The following is a 17,669-nucleotide window of genomic DNA, read 5'->3' as shown; positions in this document are numbered from 1 at the left end:
CTCCTTACTCTCCCAAAATCGATGGTACCTTAATTTGACCGTCTTGATGCTCCGGTGCATTTTTAAGTACTTCTTCACGTGGCAATCCTTTTTGTGGAACGTCCTCGCGCAATACATTTTTCATATCAAGGACATGGTATGTAGGCTTTACATTTTCCGTATCCAATTCATTTAACTGTTCTGCAAAAGTAATAATCTTGTCCAATTGTTTTGTAAATTTTTCGACTTCTTCTTCCGTAACAGCTAATCGTGCCAGGTTAGCAACGTGTTTTACTTGCTCGTTTGAAATTCGTGACATCATTTTGACCTCCTTTTCCCTTTATCATTTTATAATTGATAATACCAGACTTTTCTGCGTTACCGCAATGATTCATTCTTCAGTATTAACAAACAGAAAGAGTTTTAGATTATGATTTTATATTTTAACAAATAGGATGTGTGACTGCGTGAAAAAACACCCGTGGCTCGGAATAAAAGAGTCATTGGGTTTTTCCCTTGTACTTCACAATGGACAAAATTATTTTAATAGGTATATAACCTAAGATTCCACCTATGGTATTTAAGATTATATCATCGACATCAAAACTGCCAAATTCAAAAATCAGTTGAATCATTTCAAAGGTTAAACTAAAAAAAAGGGTGGCAAGAGTGACCCTGCTTAATTTTTGAAATCTTTTTGAAAGCAATGGTAAGATAAAACCGAATGGCGAAAAACCAATGATATTCCCTGCCAAATTCTCAATTCGGATACTTGGGTTAACATCTGCTAGGTATAAATAGAATTTAATCGTCTTAAAGGGTACAAAGTTATTGTCCCGCCAATGGTATTCATCATATGTAAAATTAAAATGCTCAATTATTTGCGATAACGGAATATATTTGAATAAAATAAATTTCGAAAGTACGGCTATATATATACACAGTATAAAAAATAGGACGATTTTTGAAATGATTTTCATTTATTTACTGCTCCATTTTTTAAGTATCAAACAATACCATAACATAGTTGTCTAATGAAGTGGGGATAAAATTCTAAGTTGGAGGAATTTTGCATGGCAGAGCATCACTTTCACTTAACAGCCAACTGGCCGGGCCTACGAAATGATATTGGCGAAATCGAGTCTGGAAATTTAAAAACAAAAATATCCATCCCTCCGGAGATGGACGGACCGGGTGTGGGTACAAATCCGGATGAAATGCTCCTTGGAGCTGCTGCAACTTGTTACGTTATTACCCTTGCAGCGATGATGGAGCGGGCTGGGCTCGAGAAGGAATCATTAACAATGGAATCAGAGGGAATTGTCGATGTAACCGGAGGCGTTTTTACTTATTTAAAAATAATTCATCGTCCACATGTAGTCTTGAAGGCGAATGCGTCTGTAAAAGAGGTGGCATTAGCAGAAAAGCTCACTCATAAAGCGGAAACCTCCTGTATGATCAGCCGCGCGATTCAAGGGAATGTGAAGATGGAACTGCAGGCTAAGGTTGAAGTGGCTGTTGCTGAATAGCAAAAGAAAAGTGTGTGATTGTCTAGTTGAATCACACACTTTTCTTTTTATCGCCTAAATAATTTAGCAAAAAGACTCTTTTTTTCTGCATGCATTTCCGTAATCTGTACTTTTTTGGTGATGTATATCTCTTCTTTGTCTATTGCATGGTTCATAGTTAACACTAGCCCGATATCTGTGTCATGCTCTTTATTGGTTACAATCTTATGTTCAATTTTATTTTTAGCAGCTAGTTTTACGTATTTGGATAGCTCTTCATAGGTCATGTTTCCATTTAGTAAAAGCTGTGCCTTAGGATACTCCTTCATGGATTGCTGGACTTCGGGATAAGGGTTCGTTTCCGCAACCTGGCTTTTGGTTAGTGCGAGAATGATTCGCTCGCGTAAGGTTCCTAGGTATTTGCGGCGCTCTTCTGGTTTGGTTTCCAATGGTCCGTAGATGCCTTGCTGCAAGACGTCTTCAACGGTTTTCCTTTCCAATGTTATCATCTCCATGTAAAAGGCTATTATTATGTATGATGATACAGGAAAAAGTGTTCCGTACCAAACATGGTTTTGGGCAGTTGGGGTGGCGACGCCAGTATTTTGGGGTTACGCCAGTGAGCTTCCTCTACCGAGAGTTTTTATCTTAAGCGCGAGTATCCGCACATCATCCGAGAGTATTGCCTTCTTATCCGAGAGTACACTCACCCCATCCGAGAGTATCGTCGTCTCATCCAAGAGTATCCTCTCCTCATCCAAGAATAACCACACCTCTCGAGAGTATTCTCTCCTTATCCGCGAGTACACGCGCCCTATCCGAGAGTATCGTCGTCTTATCCGAGAATAACCACACCTCTCGAGAGTATTCTCTCCTTATCCGCGAGTACACGCGCCCTATCCGAGAGTTTCGTCGTCTTATCTGAGAGTAACCACACCTCTCGAGAGTATTCTCTCCTTATCCGCGAGTACACTCACCCTAGTCGAGAGTTTCATCGTCTTATCCGAGAGTAACCACACCTCTCGAGAGTATTCTCTCCTTATCCGCGAGTACACGCGCCCTATCCGAGAGTATCGTCGTCTTATCCGAGAGTAACCACACCTCTCGAGAGTATTCTCTCCTTATCCCCGAGTACACTCACCCTAGCCGAGAGTATCGTCGTCTCATCCGAGAGTAACCAACCTTCTCGAGAGTATTCTCTCCTTATCCCCGAGTACACCCACCCTATCCGAGAGTATCCACACCCCATCCGAGAGTACACGTACGCGCACCCTCACGAACTCAAAAAAATCCTCCTCTCCACCCGGAGAGAAGGACCACACACATCCATTATTTATTACCAGTAAACTGCTCTACTTCCGTTGACCCCTTCAAGGCCGTAGTCGACGAAGTTCCGCCTGAAATCACCATTGACACCTGGTCAAAGTAACCTGTTCCCACTTCACGCTGATGGCGTGTCGCCGTATAGCCATATTGCTCGCTGTCAAACTCAGCTTGCTGCAGCTCCGAGTAAGCAGCCATACCGCGATCCCGATAACCTCGGGCAAGCTCAAACATACCGTGATTCAAAGCATGGAAACCAGCAAGCGTGACAAACTGGAACTTGTAGCCCATTTTGCCGAGCTCCTCTTGGAACCTTGCAATCGTCTCTTGATCTAATTTCTTTTTCCAGTTAAACGATGGCGAACAATTATAAGCTAATAGTTTACCAGGGAACTGCTCATGGATCGCTTCCGCAAACTTCCGTGCCTCCTCAATATTTGGCTCGGAAGTCTCACACCAAATCAGGTCGGCATATGGCGCGTAGGCTAAACCACGGGCGATTGCCTGATCAATTCCTGCCTTCGTACGGAAAAAGCCTTCCGGAGTCCGTTCTCCTGTTATAAATGGTGCATCAATTGGATCAATATCACTTGTAATCAAATCAGCCGCATTTGCATCCGTCCGAGCAACAAGAACCGTTGGAACTCCCATTACATCAGCAGCCAAACGAGCAGCAATCAAGTTGCGCACGGCTGTTTGGGTTGGCAGCAGCACCTTACCGCCCAAGTGACCACATTTTTTCTCAGAAGACAGCTGGTCTTCAAAGTGAACACCTGACGCCCCTGCCTCAATCATGCCTTTCATGAGTTCAAAACAGTTTAACTGTCCGCCAAAACCAGCTTCAGCGTCGGCTACAATCGGTGCAAACCAGTCAATGGAATGATCCCCCTCTGAATGATGGATTTGATCGGCGCGCTGCAGGGCTTGATTAATCCGTTTTACCACACTCGGAACGCTGTTAGCTGGGTACAAGCTTTGGTCCGGATACATATGTCCGGATAGGTTCGCATCAGCAGCAACCTGCCAGCCACTCAAGTAGATGGCCTTCAGACCTGCTTTCACTTGCTGAACAGCCTGGTTACCCGTTAACGCTCCAAGTGCATGAATATAATCTTCTTCATTTAATAGCTTCCACAGCTTTTCTGCCCCCTTCCGAGCCAGAGTATGTTCAATATCAATCGAACCCCGAAGCTTCAACACGTCCTCGGCAGTATATGGTCTAGTAATCCCTTTCCAACGGCTATCCATTTCCCAGCTTTCTTGTAATTGCGCAGTTCTTGTATCTGTCATTTTTAATTCCTCCTATGAATCTATTAAAATAAAATCCTATAGCTGCTCATAACCAGGCAGTGTTAAGAAGTCAATAAACTCATCATTCAAGATTAAGCGGTCAAATAGTTGTACGGCTTCAGCAAAGCGCTCCTTTTCAAAGGTTTCAGAGCCGACCTCGAGCTTAATTTTCTCCAACTCTTCTTGCTTTAATTGCTCATACATTTCAGCTGTCACTTTACGACCATCGTTTAAAATGCCTTTTGGATGGCGGATCCACTGCCATAATTGGGCCCGTGAAATTTCCGCTGTAGCTGCATCCTCCATCAAATGATGAATCGGGGCAGCGCCTCTTCCATTTAACCAGGAGGCAACATATTGAATCCCTACATTAATGTTCGTGCGGACACCCTCTTCGGTGATCGTGCCATTTGGTACTTCTAGTAAGTCAGCAGCGGTAATCGATATTTTTTGCTGTTTCTTTGTATGAATCTGGTTTGGGGTTGGCATTTCGCGATTAAATACTTCCATTGCGACCGGCACCAGACCAGGATGTGCGACCCATGTTCCATCATGACCATCACGAGCCTCCCGCTCCTTATCGGCTCGCACCCTCGCAAATGCTTCCTCATTCGCCTTAGGGTTGTTTTTTACAGGAATTTGAGCTGCCATGCCTCCCATAGCTGGAGCCTTGCGGCGATGACAAGTTTGAATGGTTAATAGGGAATAGGACCGCATAAACGGTGACGTCATGGTTACCTGCGAACGATCTGGCAGAATAACCTGCTGCTGGTTACGCAGCTTTTTAATATAGCTGAAAATATAATCCCAACGCCCGCAGTTTAAGCCAGCAGAGTGCTGTTTTAACTCATAAAGGATTTCATCCATTTCAAAGGCCGCTAAAATGGTTTCAATTAAAACCGTTGCTTTAATGGTTCCTTCAGGAATCCCTAACTTCTCTTGTGTATAAACAAATACATTATTCCATAGCCGGGCTTCCAAATGACTCTCAAGCTTTGGCAGATAAAAATAAGGTCCTGAGCCGTTTGCAAGTAATTTCTTTACATTATGGAAAAAGTACATTCCAAAATCGAAAAAGCTTCCGGAGATTGGCTTGCCATCTAAAAGCACATGTTTTTCTTCGAGATGCAGCCCTCGGGGTCTAACAATGAGTACTGCTGTTTCTTTATGAAGCATATATTTTTTTCCATTAGGATTTTCAAAGGAAATGGTTCGATTGATTGCATCCCTTAAGTTAATTTGTCCTTCGATGATACTCTCCCATGTCGGTGAAGTGGCATCCTCAAAATCAGCCATAAACAATTTTGCCCCTGAGTTCAACGCATTGATCACCATTTTCCGATCGGTAGGACCTGTAATTTCGACCCGTCGATCCTGGAGATCCTTTGGCAGAGGAGCAATTGTCCAATCACCGTTGCGGATATGTTTTGTTTCAGGGAGAAAATCGGGAAGTTTTCCAATATTAATTTCATCTTGACGTTTTTCTCTGTACTGTAACAGTTCCAATCTGCGCCTACCAAAATTGCGCTCTAATTCCTCAATTAAGTTTAATGCCTCGGGTGTCAAAATCTCATCATACTGGGCTTTTAAAGCCCCAACCACTTCAATGCCTGTAGTTTGCGTCGACATGTACTCGATCACCTCTTTGTTATAATACAGAAACATCCTTCGTTTTGTATTATATAACACATTATTGGAAAAGGGAACCATTTATTTTTAAAATTTTTTAAAATAGGTAAATTTCCCCCCTTTAATAAAAGAGGCAAAATTTTACCCATAAAAAAACGAGTGCCCTTTTTAAAGGCACCCGCTCTTAGTTCCATTTATCATATAAAAGTCGGAAATCTTCTTGGCGATTTTGACTGTTTAAGAAATTTTCACTAGCAATCGCTGTTAATAGTTTTCTTTTTAAAGAGGCATCGTCCACCTCTTTAAGAATCCATTGCCTTGTGGTAAAAAGAAAATCGAGATATTCTTCGTAGCGCTCATCAAATTGCTGTTCAAGCGAAGTACGCAACTTCCTCGCAAGCGTTGGGCTTGCCCCTCCCGTTGACACCGCGATACTTAATCGGCCTCGTTGGACATGGGCAGGAAGATGAAAATCTGAGTTGTCTGGATCATCAGCCATGGTTACCAACTGATGTTTTCCAGCCAGAGCTTTGACCGACTGATTGATTTCATGATCATCCGTTGCAGCAAAGATTAGCGCCGCATCCTGAAGATCTTCTGCAGAAAAAGCCTTTTTCTGCCAAACAATTTTTCCACCTTCAAACAAACGTTGAATCGCAGCCGTGGTCTCGGGACTTACGACCATCACATCAGCACCCGTGCTAAGCAAGCTGTGTACCTTTCGCTCCGCGACCTTGCCACCACCGATCACGACTACTTTTTTTCCAATAAGTTTTAGCATGATAGGATAATTCATATCGCTCATACTTGTGCTCCCTGTAATGGATGCCCAATCAGATAATCGACAACTGCTTCTTTTGTCGGACTTGCTGGCTTCTCAGCTGAAATTAGACCAACATTTAAGGCAGCAGCTTTCGTTAATTCACCCATAGCGATTACCTGTTTATCCTTTATCAGCTCAGTTCCATTAATATCGCAATCCGCTAATGCGGCTAAAAATGGTTCAATAGATGCACTGCTAGGAAATATCATGGTATTCACTTGTGCTTCCTGAAGCATTCTTTGAAAAATCGGCAGGAACTGACGGTCCAACTCTTTTTTACTCGTCACCATAACATCCGCTTTTTGATAGCCTTTCTCTAAAAGATGATGATCACCGACAATTAGCATGCCCTCAGCATCGACAATCTCTTGGGCGATTTTCCCGATGAATCCTCGTTCTCGCAATGCTTTCATTGTTTTACTAGACATTCCATAAAATTCAGCTTGGGTACTGCGAATATCGATACCTTGTTCAACCATAGCGGCGAAAAATTCATCCGTACTTTCAGGTGACGTAAATAATATTTTTTCATAGGTTGATACTTTAGCTAGGTCAAGTGGCATCTTGGTCACTTTCCACTTGGGGAATTCAATCACATCGGCCCCGTGTGCAAGTAATTCTTTTGCCAGTTCACTTGGGCTGGCACTTGTCCTGGCAAGCAGGATTTGCCGGCCATACAAAGGTTTTTTCTCAAACCAGCTGATTTTTTCACGAAGGGAGATGACTTTTCCGACTAGAATAATCGACGGATTGCTGAACTTAGCTTCCAATACTTTCTCAGATATATCCGCCAATGTTCCTTGCAATGTTTTTTGCCGGCCAAAAGTGCCCCAGTGAATTAATATCACAGGTGTTGAGGAAGGCTTGCCATGCTGAATGAGATTTTCACAAATATACGGTAAATTACCGACCCCCATGTAAAAGGCAATGGTATCAACACCACGGGCAAGACCTTCCCAATCAAGAAGAGGTTTACCTGCATCCGACTTATCATGGGCAGTTACGACTGCAAATGATTCAGCATGCTCCCGATGGGTAACAGGAATTCCTGCATAAAGGGGGGCTGCAATCCCCGATGAAATGCCAGGAACGATTTCAAAAGGAATTTGGTATTCAGCAAGCGCTGCGGCTTCTTCACCTACTCGACCAAACACACCAGGATCGCCGCCCTTTAACCGGACCACTATTTTTCCTGCTAAGGCCTTTTGGACAAGAAGTTCATTAATGCTCTCTTGCCTTAATGTATGACGATCAGGCAATTTACCACAATAAATGAGCTCACAATCATTTCCGGCATATTCTAATAGCTTTGGATTGGCAAGGCGGTCATATAGAATGACTTCAGCTTGCTTAATCGCCTCTAATCCTTTTACCGTGATTAAGCCTACATCACCTGGTCCTGCTCCTACCAAAAATACATTTCCTGTTTTCATCCTGCAGCCTTCCTTCCCCTTTTATAAAACTATAAAGATTATGTCCTCTTTGATTTCCACTTTAAAGGTTCTCACCTGACCCTCGTCTGGTGCCTGAACCTTTCCATCTATTAAAGAGATTTTCCAATCATAGACCGGACAATACACATACTCCCCGCTAACAAGACCTTCAGTCAAGACCCCGCCCTTTGGATGCGGGCTGCGGTTTTCTAATGCATAAACCAATCCATTGGTTGTTTTAAAAAGAGCTACTTCTGTTGTATCAACTTTAATAGAATACCCAGCCCTTGGTTGAACATTTGCAAAATGTGCTACTGGAATACGGGTAATTGTGTCGATCATTTGGATTCACTCCCAACTGTAATATGGTGTCTTGTATAATACTTATCTTTGATTTCTTCATTTTGAATGGCTTCGTTCCATGGCTCAATATATTTATTTAGTGTTTGGTCCATTCTTTCGTTGAGTGCTTTACGTGTTTCCTCATTTGCCAGAACTTCCTTGACATGGTCAAGTCCCATGCGCTCTACCCACTTAGATGTCCGCTCTAAATAATTAGCTGTTTCACGGTAATATTGGAGATAGGCACCAGTCATTTCCATTACATCTTCTTCTGTTTTCACTGTACATAAAAGGTCCCCGGCACGAAGGTCGACACCGCCGTTACCTGCCACATAAATTTCCCAGCCTCCATCAATCCCGACGAAACCGATATCCTTAATTCCTGCTTCAGAGCAGTTCCTTGGGCAAGCGGATACGCCCATTTTCACTTTATGTGGTGTATCCAGACGTTCAAATTTCTTTTCAAGCTCGATGCCAAGTGCCATGGAATCTTGTGTACCATAGCGGCAAAATTGTGCACCCACACATGTCTTAACGGTTCTAAGTGTTTTTCCATAAGCATAACCGGATGGCATATCAAGCTCTTCCCACATGGCCGGCAGATCTTCTTTTTTCACGCCAAACAATCCGATACGCTGTCCACCTGTTAATTTTACTAAAGGTACGTCATACTTTTCAGCAACTTCTGCAATTTTTTTCAAATCGGCTGCTGTTGTAACCCCGCCATACATTCTTGGAACAACAGAGTAGGTTCCATCTTTTTGGATATTAGCATGCATTTTCTCATTTACAAGACGAGAATCACGGTCATCCTTATATGCATCCATGTGGATCATGCCAAGATAGTAGTTAATCGCCGGACGGCATTTTGTACAGCCTTCGGTATTGTTCCACTCTAGAACATTCATGACTTCCTTGACGCTTGTTAAACCTTTTTCTTTAATTTCAGCGACTAATTCTTCACGGCTTCTGGTTGTACATCCGCAAATGCTTGTTTTCTGAGCAACAGCAGCATCAAATTGGTCGCCTAGTGTATAAGCAAGAATTTGACTAACCATTGGTTTACAACGTCCGCAAGAACGTCCAGCGTTAGTGCAATGGCTGACTTGGTCAAGTGTTGTTAAGCCTTGTGTTTGGATTGCTTCGACAATGGCGCCTTTGGTAACACCGTTACAGCCGCAGACTAGTTCATCAGCTGCCATAGAAGCAACATCGTCAGTGCCGCCTTCTCCTGTACACTCTGTATGGAAAATAGAAACACCGCTGATATCTTCTTTTTTCGTCAGCATACGATATAACCTTGTGCTGTCTTTTGTGTCACCATAGAGGACGATTCCCACAATCTCATTATTTCTGATTAAAACTCGTTTATAAAGTCCTTCATACTCGTTATAGTTCATAATGGATTTGGTTGTGCCATCTTCAAAAATTTCACCGGCAGAAAATAGGTCAACACCAGCTACTTTTAGTTGTGTTCCTGTAACAGAGCCTTCATATGGCTTGGTTTCAATCCCACTAATATGACCGGCTAAGATTTTTCCCTGTTCATATAATGGAGCAACAAGACCGTAAACAATTTCTCTATGCTCTGCACATTCACCGACTGCATAAACATGTGGGACACTTGTCTCCATAAGGTCATTCACAACAATTCCACGATTTACATAAATACCGCTGTCTTTTGCCACCTGCGTGTTGGGCTTAATACCGATGGCCATGACAACAAGATCGGCTTCAACTTCAGAACCATCTTTAAAACGAAGACCTGTTACGCGTTCATCACCTAAAATCTCAACAGTTTGTTTCTCCATTAAGAAGTTCATGCCCTGTGATTCTAGTTCAGATTTCAATAAAGAAGAGGCGATTGGATCCAATTGACGCTCCATGAGATGCGGCATTAGGTGGACAACATCGACCTTCATGCCAAGGTTTAGAAGTCCTCTTGCGGCTTCAAGTCCAAGCAGCCCGCCGCCAATGACAACAGCTTTTTGATATTGACCTGCTGATTTGATCATCATTTCACAATCTTTTATATCACGAAAGCCCGTTACACCCTGTTTGTCCGCACCGGGAATTGGCAGTATAAATGAATTGGAGCCAGTCGCAATAATGAGTTCATCATACTCTACCTCACGACCTTGATTACTAATGACACGCTTAGCCTCTACATCGATTTTTTCAACTGCTTCTCCTGTGTATAGCTGGATATTATTTTCTTGGTACCACTCAAGCGGGTTAATAATAATATCGTCAAAATGGGTGTCCCCTTGTAGAATATTGGATAGTTTAATTCGATTGTAGTTCGGATGCGGCTCTTCCCCAAAGATGATAATTTCAAATGGTTCCGCATTTAGTTTAAGAATCTCTTCAATGGTTCTTACTCCAGCCATTCCGTTACCGATCATTACTAGTTTCTTCATTTCTGGTTGGCTCCTTTATAGTTAATATATATTTGATTAATTTTGTCTTAATATGTTTTTCTCTATATGTAGATTGTAAATGGTATAACCCTAAAAAATTGTGACGTTCGTCACATCTGATTGCTCAATTGTGAACATTTCAAGTAATTGTCACAAACTAGTAAATCCATCAATATATGCACCATAAATAAAAGGCAAAAAGAACAAAAGCGCAAGCGCCTTGAACAGCCCCGACAAGCATAAGACGCTCAGGGAAAGAAGGCGTTCTTTGCCTTCATTCCCTGAGTGGCTGTAGACCATCGAGGGGCTAGGCGCTGGAGCTGGACGTCAACAGTCCTTATATTAACAGTTATCCACAAGCGAAAATTATATAATTTCCTCTAAAATAAAAAAGGGTGACAGACACCCTTTTTACGTTAGGCAGGTTGTTTAGTTTTTTTTATTGCAAGATGTGGTTTGATAATCGCATTGATGACTGGGACTAGACTACCTGCTATGGCTGCGGGAACTAGTTCCCATATTGCAAGTGGCGGGGTGATAAGGATACCTGAAACATGGATTGCATATAAGCTGAGAAAATAAGCTAGGCTGCCAATAAGTCCCGCAAGCCAATTGATTCGTCTAAACAACAAAAAGGCAAGTGGAATCAAGATAATCGTTATCGGTACATAGGAAGTAGGATATCCTACAGCCGCAAAGATGGCTTTGTAGAGAAATCTTAAACCAATGTAAAGCACCGCTCCCATGAAAGGAATGCTAAAATCCTGTAAAAGTCGAATGGTTACAACTGTTAATAATACGATCATTAATACCGAATAAATTGGATACACATATTCAGGAATACCGCCGAAGATTTGTGAGGCAGGGTCTGAAATTAATTCAAGGATTTCTTTGGAAGCAATCGACCTCCCATGAATATACTGGTCATACGAAATGGCCCCGTTTTCTTGCTGCATGTTCGGAAACAAAAGGCACTCCAGCAAGAACATGGCAAACCATGTATGCAGCGATTTCCATATCGGAACGGTATGCCATGTGTAAAAGTAAAAACCACGCCATACTCCAAAAATCATAATATCGGTTGCAATATAATAAATAAAATGGGTTGGGCTCCAGGTTGTTAAATCAATCCCATAGGCAATGTGATAGCTAAAATCAAGAGGAATGCCGATGAGAAACAGCGCATATCCAATTGTAATGAGATTCCTAGAAAAAGCGTCTAAGTAAGTAGATTGTCTCCACTCCTTGAATAACAAGAATCCCCCTAAAGCAAATCCGATAAAATTAACAATATGCGGAATCGAGTATTCTTCAAATAAATATTTAAAATGGTACGACGCGTCCCAAGCAGAACCTATAAATTTTAATAAAAAGGCAATTACCCATAAACGGTAATATTTCAATTCTTTCATCCCCTCTCAAGCTTTTTACCTAAGATTTGCTCCATGACTAGGCAATAAGAGAACTGCTTCTAAAAGCAACTTGAGTCCATTTCTCTCCTTATCCCAACAGGTCAAAAGGGTCTCCAAATATAGCGATTAAGATATAATTAATGACTAAGGTTATCACAAACAAAAGCCCGGCTAATCCTACCTTTTTTTGCGTAAACAATTTATACATAAAGACAATACCAGAAATGACGACAAAGGCATTACAGGTTAAAAAGGGCAATAACAAGCCCTCACTATGTGCAACTGCTGTAACATGGAACAAATATAATGGGATCAAACGCACAATACCTCCAAGGATCATGACATACCATCTAAGTCCTTTAGCTAAAAATAAGCTCTTTATTAATGACGAATTTCTTTTTAAAATGTTTCTTTCTCATCTTGCTTTTTAATATTATCACAACATATACGTTAATTTACAAAATATACATCCAAAGGATGAATTAGGTATATATTCTCGAGTGATGAAAAAGTCCTATGAAACATATTGTTTTCGCTATCCTCTTATTTATTACTTTTTTAGCACAAAAAACCCCTTCTCAACTTGAGAAAGGGCTTCTTTACTTTGTATGAAGTTAAAACATTTCAGAAGTTGTTTTTGCCTGCATATGAAGAAGCAAGTAGTCAGGTCCGCCCGCTTTGGAGTCAGTACCGGACATATTAAAACCGCCGAACGGCTGGTAGCCGACAATGGCACCTGTACAAGAACGGTTGAAGTAAAGATTGCCGACATGGAAATCTTCACGAGCCTGTTCCAGGTGGGCACGGTTATTGGTGATCACCGCCCCTGTCAAGCCGTACTCTGTATTATTGGCGATTTCAATTGCTTCTGTGAAATCTTTAGCTTTGGTAAAACCAACAACGGGTCCAAAAATTTCTTCTTGCATCATACGAGCTGTTGGTGAAAGGTCAGCAAACACAGTAGGCTTGATGAAGTAACCTTTGGATTCATCTCCATCGCCGCCTGTCATGAGCTTACCTTCTTGCTTTCCAATTTCCATGTATTCCATTATTTTATTAAATGCATTATGGTCAATGACTGGACCCATGAAATTACTTTGTTCTGCTGGATCTCCAACCGTTAATTCATTGGCTAATTCAACAACTCGATTCAAGACTTGATCATATACATCTTCGACAATGACTGCTCGTGAACAGGCAGAACATTTTTGCCCAGAAAAGCCAAAGGCTCCGGCCACAATCGATTGGGCTGCAAGCTCAAGATCTGCTTCCTTATCCACCACAATCGTATCTTTTCCACCCATTTCGGCGATTAAGCGTTTCATCCAAATTTGACCTTGGCTTAATTTAGATGAGCGTTCAAAAATCCGAAGACCAACATCACGAGAGCCTGTAAAACTGATGAAACGTGTATCTTTATGATCTACTAAGTAGTCACCCACTTCAGCACCGCTGCCAGGTACAAAGTTTAAAACCCCTTTAGGCAGCCCGGCTTCTTCCATTACCTCAACAAATTTCGCTGCGATAATAGGTGTAGTCGAAGCAGGTTTTAATAAAACGGTATTCCCTGAAACAATGGCTGCCACAGTCGTTCCTGCCATAATGGCAAACGGGAAATTCCATGGGGAAATAATGATACCCACTCCAAGTGGAATATAATCGTAGCGATTGAATTCATTTGCACGACTTTGGACTGGGACACCGTCTTTTAATGACAGCATTTGTCGTCCATAAAATTCAAGAAAGTCGATTCCTTCAGCTGTATCTGCATCTGCTTCTTTCCACGGCTTTCCTGCTTCCTTTGTCATTAAAGCAGAAAACTCATGCTTGCGGCGGCGTATAATCGCTGCAGCTTTAAATAGAATATCTGCGCGAACTTCCGGTTTTGTTTTTTTCCATGTTTTAAATGTCTCACTTGCAGCTTGCATGGCTTTTTCAGCAAGCTCTTGGTTGGCCTTTGAAACTCGGCCAATTACTTCTTCTTTCTTTGCTGGATTGTAGGAAACGATTTTCTCTTCAGTCGTGATCTTTTCTCCGCCAATTACGAGAGGATAATCCTGCCCCAAATAGCCTTCAACAATCTTTAATGCCTGAAGATACTCCTGACGGTTTTCATCTACTGAAAAGTCTGTCAATGGTTCGTGTTTATAAGGTTGTATCATTTCTAAACCCCTCCCACAAAAATATGTATAAAAATGGTTATACCCATTTTTATTCTAACATGAGCTAGAAAAGAGCCGCAATGACAGAAATCTCTAGTATTAGGGACTTGACTTTTTTTATCAAAAAAAAAAAACCTAGCACAAAGCCAGGTCTTATTGATAAATATGAACGAATGGTTCCGTTGCATTGGCCTCTTTGACAATTAATGATTCAGGACCGTCAACAGAAGTGACGCTAACAGTAACGGACAGATATTTAGGGAAATGTTCCATAACAAGCCCCGTCACATACTGAGTGAACCCAATTCCTTCTGTTTTACCGTAAAATTGGATGGGTATCGTGATATCTAAGCTTTGCAGTTGACCACCACTATAAAAAGCTTTACCAATTACCCCATTGTAGTTAGGAAAATATGTTTCTACATCTTGTTTAAAGTTTAAGAAAGCAATCGTATCATCACGATGGTCGTTTGTCGCCTCAGTAGAAGGGAATAAGTAGTATTTTTCATCTACCTTTTTCCAAGCATTTAGTTCAGAACTTCCTTCATCAACAGTTGCATACGCCGTGAAGTTCCCTGGTACAACCGAAGTTTTGCTTTGTTGCTCAAATAATGCAATGGTGATGGGGATATTGCCTAAATTCTTCATGGAACGGATACGTTTTATGATTTCCGCAGCCATACTCTTGCCTTGCTTCTCCACTTCAGCATACGGAAGCTTTTTCTCAAGGGTATCGCCATCTGTTTGTAACTTATAATAGTAAATTGAATTTAAAGCCAGACCAATGGTGATTCCTGCAAGTGAGACATTTCCCTTGTCGTCCTTGGTCAAGTAATCATGTTCGAGAACATGAGCAAGATAAATAGGGCTTGAAGGGGTACTGCCGGTTGGACTAGTATTAACAGGATTCAATCCAATATTGTCCGATGCCTTAATATTATTTGCTTTAAGCTGGGCAGGCGTATATTGACGGCTTAACCACTGTTTAATGGTTGCTCCCTTAATTTGCTGGCCCTCTTGAAAATAATACTTATCTGTACTAAAACTATTTTGGGCGATTCTCATCAAGCCCATTTCAAACTCATTTAGGTCATATCTAGTATTAATATTGTTAACAACTAATCCGCGCGCTTCCCCAGGTTCAAATGGCAGGATGGTCCGGTAATAATTATTCGAGATATTATATTTAGGAATAATTGCCTTTCCTGTTGTCTTCTCCTCCGTTTGAACTGTATCATTTTGCTTTTGAAAGTTAGGTGCACAAGCACTTAACAACAAGACAAGGGAGAGAGCGAGCACTGAGACTTTCCTCACGTCGTCCACCTCTTATTTATTTAATTCTACTAAAAGCCTCTCCTCATCCCACACTTCAATACCAAGTTCTTGAGCTTTTGTTAACTTAGAACCAGCATCTTCACCTGCGATGACGAGATGTGTTTTTTTACTTACACTTCCGGCTACATTTCCGCCAAGTGCTTCGATTTTTTCCTTTGCTTCATTTCGTGATAATTGCTCGAGTTTTCCTGTAAGGACGACTGTTTTCCCAGCAAAGAGGCTGTTTGATTCTTCTGCAGAAACAGGTTTCGCCCCTTTGTACTCCATATTCACGCCAGCATTAGCTAATTCATGAATAAGTTCACCAGCCTCTTCCTGCTCGAAAAATGAAACGATCGAATCAGCCATTTTATCTCCTATTTCATTAATGCTCGTTAACTCCTCTTTTGTAGCTTGAGCTAATTGATTCATAGTCATAAATTGCTGTGCCAGAGTTTTCGCTGCCTTTGCTCCTACAAGGCGAATTCCTAGTCCAAATAGCAGTCTTTCAAGGGAATTATCTTTGGAAGCCTCAATGGCTTTTAACAGATTGGTAACAGACTTCTCACCCATTCTCTCAAGGGCTAACAGTTGCTCCCGGGTCAGTTTATAAATATCTGCAACATCGCTGATTAACTTTTCGGCAAAAAGCTGACTGATGACTTTTTCCCCAAGACCGTCAATGTTCATGGCATCACGGGAAACAAAATGGATCAGTCCTTCACGAATTTGTGCCGGACATTTCGGGTTAATACAGCGAAGGGCTACTTCTCCCTCTAAGCGTACAAGCTCACTTTCACATTCCGGACAATGGGTTGGCATATGAAAATCGACTTCATCACCTGTTCGTTGGTCTGCTAAAACATTCACCACTTCCGGAATAATGTCGCCAGCTTTTTTCACAACCACCTTATCACCGATTTTAATATCCTTTTCGCGGATTAAATCTTCATTATGCAAGGAAGCCCTTTGTACGGTTGTCCCTGCTACCTTAACAGGTTCGAGAATGGCTGTCGGCGTGATAACGCCTGTTCTTCCCACACTTAATTCAATTTCTAGAAGAGTCGTCACAACTTCTTCAGCCGGGAATTTGTATGCAATTGCCCAGCGGGGGCTCTTAGCTGTCGTACCAAGCGCAGCCTGCTGCGCAAGTGAATCGACTTTTATTACAATTCCATCAATTTCATATGGAAGAGTCGGACGCTTATCTACCCAGCTGTTGACATACTCAATCACCTCTTCAATGGTTGCACATTTTCTACGCTCTTTATTGGTTTTAAAGCCCAGTTGATCTAAATAATCCAGTCCTTCACTATGGCTCACAACACCCACTTCATTTGGATTACCTATGCCATATAAGAATACATCCAACTTTCTTGATGCTGCAATTTTAGGGTCAAGCTGCCTTAATGACCCGGCAGCTGCATTTCTTGGGTTGGCAAACAGCTCTTCACCACGCGCTTCCCGCTGCTTGTTCAATGATTCAAACGAGCGCTTTGGCATATATGCTTCGCCGCGCACCTCAATCGAAACATTTTCCCGAAGCCGGAGCGGGATCGCATTAATTGTTTTCAAGTTAGCGGTAATATCTTCCCCAATGGTACCGTCGCCACGGGTTGCTCCTTGAGCAAATAATCCGTCTTCATAGCGTAATGAAACGGCAAGTCCATCGATTTTCAACTCAGCAACATATGAAACATTGTCGCCTGCAGCTTGATGAACTCTGCGGTCAAAATCTCTTAAATCTCCTTCGTTAAAGGCATTCCCTAAGCTTAACATCGGTGTACGATGCTCTACCTTTTCAAAGAGATCAAGTACTGGACCGCCAACACGGACAGAAGGAGAATCGACTGTTTTTAACTCAGGGAATTGTTCCTCTAAACCCAAAAGTTCTTGCATCAGCTTGTCATATTCGGCATCTGGTACCGTTGGTGTGTCTAACACATAGTATTCATAACCATATTGATTTAAAAGGCTTCTTATTTCCTCCATTTTTTTCGAAGCAGTTTGAAGATCCATATATCCAGCCCTTTC

Annotated in this window: 16 protein-coding genes; 1 reads left to right on the top strand and 15 read right to left on the bottom strand. The window is 41.8% G+C overall.

The features are described 5' to 3' along the window. Nucleotides 1–4: 4 nt before the first annotated feature. Together gatC and JOC76_RS17855 are read right to left on the bottom strand one after the other, a co-directional pair. Nucleotides 5–298, bottom strand: coding sequence for an Asp-tRNA(Asn)/Glu-tRNA(Gln) amidotransferase subunit GatC (gene gatC / locus JOC76_RS17860; RefSeq protein ID WP_205179764.1), 294 nt, complete (start codon nt 296–298; stop codon nt 5–7). A gap of 181 nt (nt 299–479) precedes the next feature. Beyond that, on the bottom strand, nt 480–959 hold the full coding sequence (locus tag JOC76_RS17855) for a VanZ family protein (protein WP_205179762.1): 480 nt from the start codon (nt 957–959) through the stop codon (nt 480–482). A 93-nt stretch (nt 960–1,052) separates the two neighbouring features. Here JOC76_RS17855 and JOC76_RS17850 point away from each other — a divergent pair, with 93 nt between their 5' ends. Continuing rightward, complete coding sequence (locus JOC76_RS17850) at nt 1,053–1,508, top strand: OsmC family protein (RefSeq protein ID WP_205179760.1); 456 nt, start codon at nt 1,053–1,055, stop codon at nt 1,506–1,508. 47 nt (nt 1,509–1,555) lie between these two features. On the opposite strand, the gene JOC76_RS17845 is transcribed toward JOC76_RS17850, so the two are convergent. From JOC76_RS17845 to ligA, 13 genes are all read right to left on the bottom strand, one after another. Continuing rightward, nucleotides 1,556–1,996, bottom strand: coding sequence for a YueI family protein (locus JOC76_RS17845; RefSeq protein WP_307784740.1), 441 nt, complete (start codon nt 1,994–1,996; stop codon nt 1,556–1,558). Nucleotides 1,997–2,098: 102 nt separating this feature from the next. Beyond that, nucleotides 2,099–2,248: a hypothetical protein gene (locus tag JOC76_RS17840; protein WP_205179756.1), complete on the bottom strand. Its 150-nt coding sequence runs from the start codon at nt 2,246–2,248 to the stop codon at nt 2,099–2,101. A gap of 568 nt (nt 2,249–2,816) precedes the next feature. After that, complete coding sequence (gene aceA / locus JOC76_RS17835) at nt 2,817–4,100, bottom strand: isocitrate lyase (RefSeq protein ID WP_205179754.1); 1,284 nt, start codon at nt 4,098–4,100, stop codon at nt 2,817–2,819. Between the two features lie 36 nt (nt 4,101–4,136). Beyond that, complete coding sequence (gene aceB / locus JOC76_RS17830; protein WP_205179752.1) at nt 4,137–5,729, bottom strand: malate synthase A; 1,593 nt, start codon at nt 5,727–5,729, stop codon at nt 4,137–4,139. Between the two features lie 184 nt (nt 5,730–5,913). Then, nucleotides 5,914–6,534 (bottom strand): NAD(P)-binding protein, encoded by a 621-nt coding sequence (locus tag JOC76_RS17825; protein WP_239557799.1) that lies wholly within the window; start codon nt 6,532–6,534, stop codon nt 5,914–5,916. Next, nucleotides 6,531–7,985 (bottom strand): uroporphyrinogen-III C-methyltransferase, encoded by a 1,455-nt coding sequence (gene cobA, locus JOC76_RS17820; protein WP_205179750.1) that lies wholly within the window; start codon nt 7,983–7,985, stop codon nt 6,531–6,533. Before cobA ends, JOC76_RS17825 begins: the two co-directional genes overlap by 4 nt. Nucleotides 7,986–8,006: 21 nt before the next feature. Next, on the bottom strand, nt 8,007–8,327 hold the full coding sequence (gene nirD, locus JOC76_RS17815; RefSeq protein ID WP_205179748.1) for a nitrite reductase small subunit NirD: 321 nt from the start codon (nt 8,325–8,327) through the stop codon (nt 8,007–8,009). Beyond that, nucleotides 8,324–10,747: a nitrite reductase large subunit NirB gene (nirB, locus tag JOC76_RS17810; RefSeq protein ID WP_205179747.1), complete on the bottom strand. Its 2,424-nt coding sequence runs from the start codon at nt 10,745–10,747 to the stop codon at nt 8,324–8,326. The genes nirD and nirB overlap by 4 nt, the downstream gene beginning before the upstream one ends. A gap of 416 nt (nt 10,748–11,163) precedes the next feature. Further along, entirely contained in the window at nt 11,164–12,159 is a 996-nt protein-coding gene (locus tag JOC76_RS17805) for a hypothetical protein (protein WP_205179745.1), read from the bottom strand. An 88-nt stretch (nt 12,160–12,247) separates the two neighbouring features. Beyond that, nucleotides 12,248–12,475, bottom strand: coding sequence for a hypothetical protein (locus JOC76_RS17800; protein WP_205179743.1), 228 nt, complete (start codon nt 12,473–12,475; stop codon nt 12,248–12,250). Between the two features lie 298 nt (nt 12,476–12,773). After that, nucleotides 12,774–14,321, bottom strand: coding sequence for an L-glutamate gamma-semialdehyde dehydrogenase (gene pruA / locus JOC76_RS17795; protein WP_205179741.1), 1,548 nt, complete (start codon nt 14,319–14,321; stop codon nt 12,774–12,776). A gap of 153 nt (nt 14,322–14,474) precedes the next feature. Then, nucleotides 14,475–15,635: a CamS family sex pheromone protein gene (locus JOC76_RS17790; RefSeq protein ID WP_205179738.1), complete on the bottom strand. Its 1,161-nt coding sequence runs from the start codon at nt 15,633–15,635 to the stop codon at nt 14,475–14,477. 12 nt (nt 15,636–15,647) lie between these two features. Next, nucleotides 15,648–17,654: an NAD-dependent DNA ligase LigA gene (gene ligA, locus JOC76_RS17785; protein ID WP_205179736.1), complete on the bottom strand. Its 2,007-nt coding sequence runs from the start codon at nt 17,652–17,654 to the stop codon at nt 15,648–15,650. Between the last annotated feature and the right edge of the window lie 15 nt (nt 17,655–17,669).

Source organism: Neobacillus cucumis (assembly GCF_016908975.1).
Classification (GTDB): Bacteria; Bacillota; Bacilli; order Bacillales; family Cytobacillaceae; genus Neobacillus; species Neobacillus cucumis.
The sequence above is the reverse complement of the archived record's forward strand: the minus strand, read 5'-3'. Positions and strand labels throughout refer to the sequence as shown.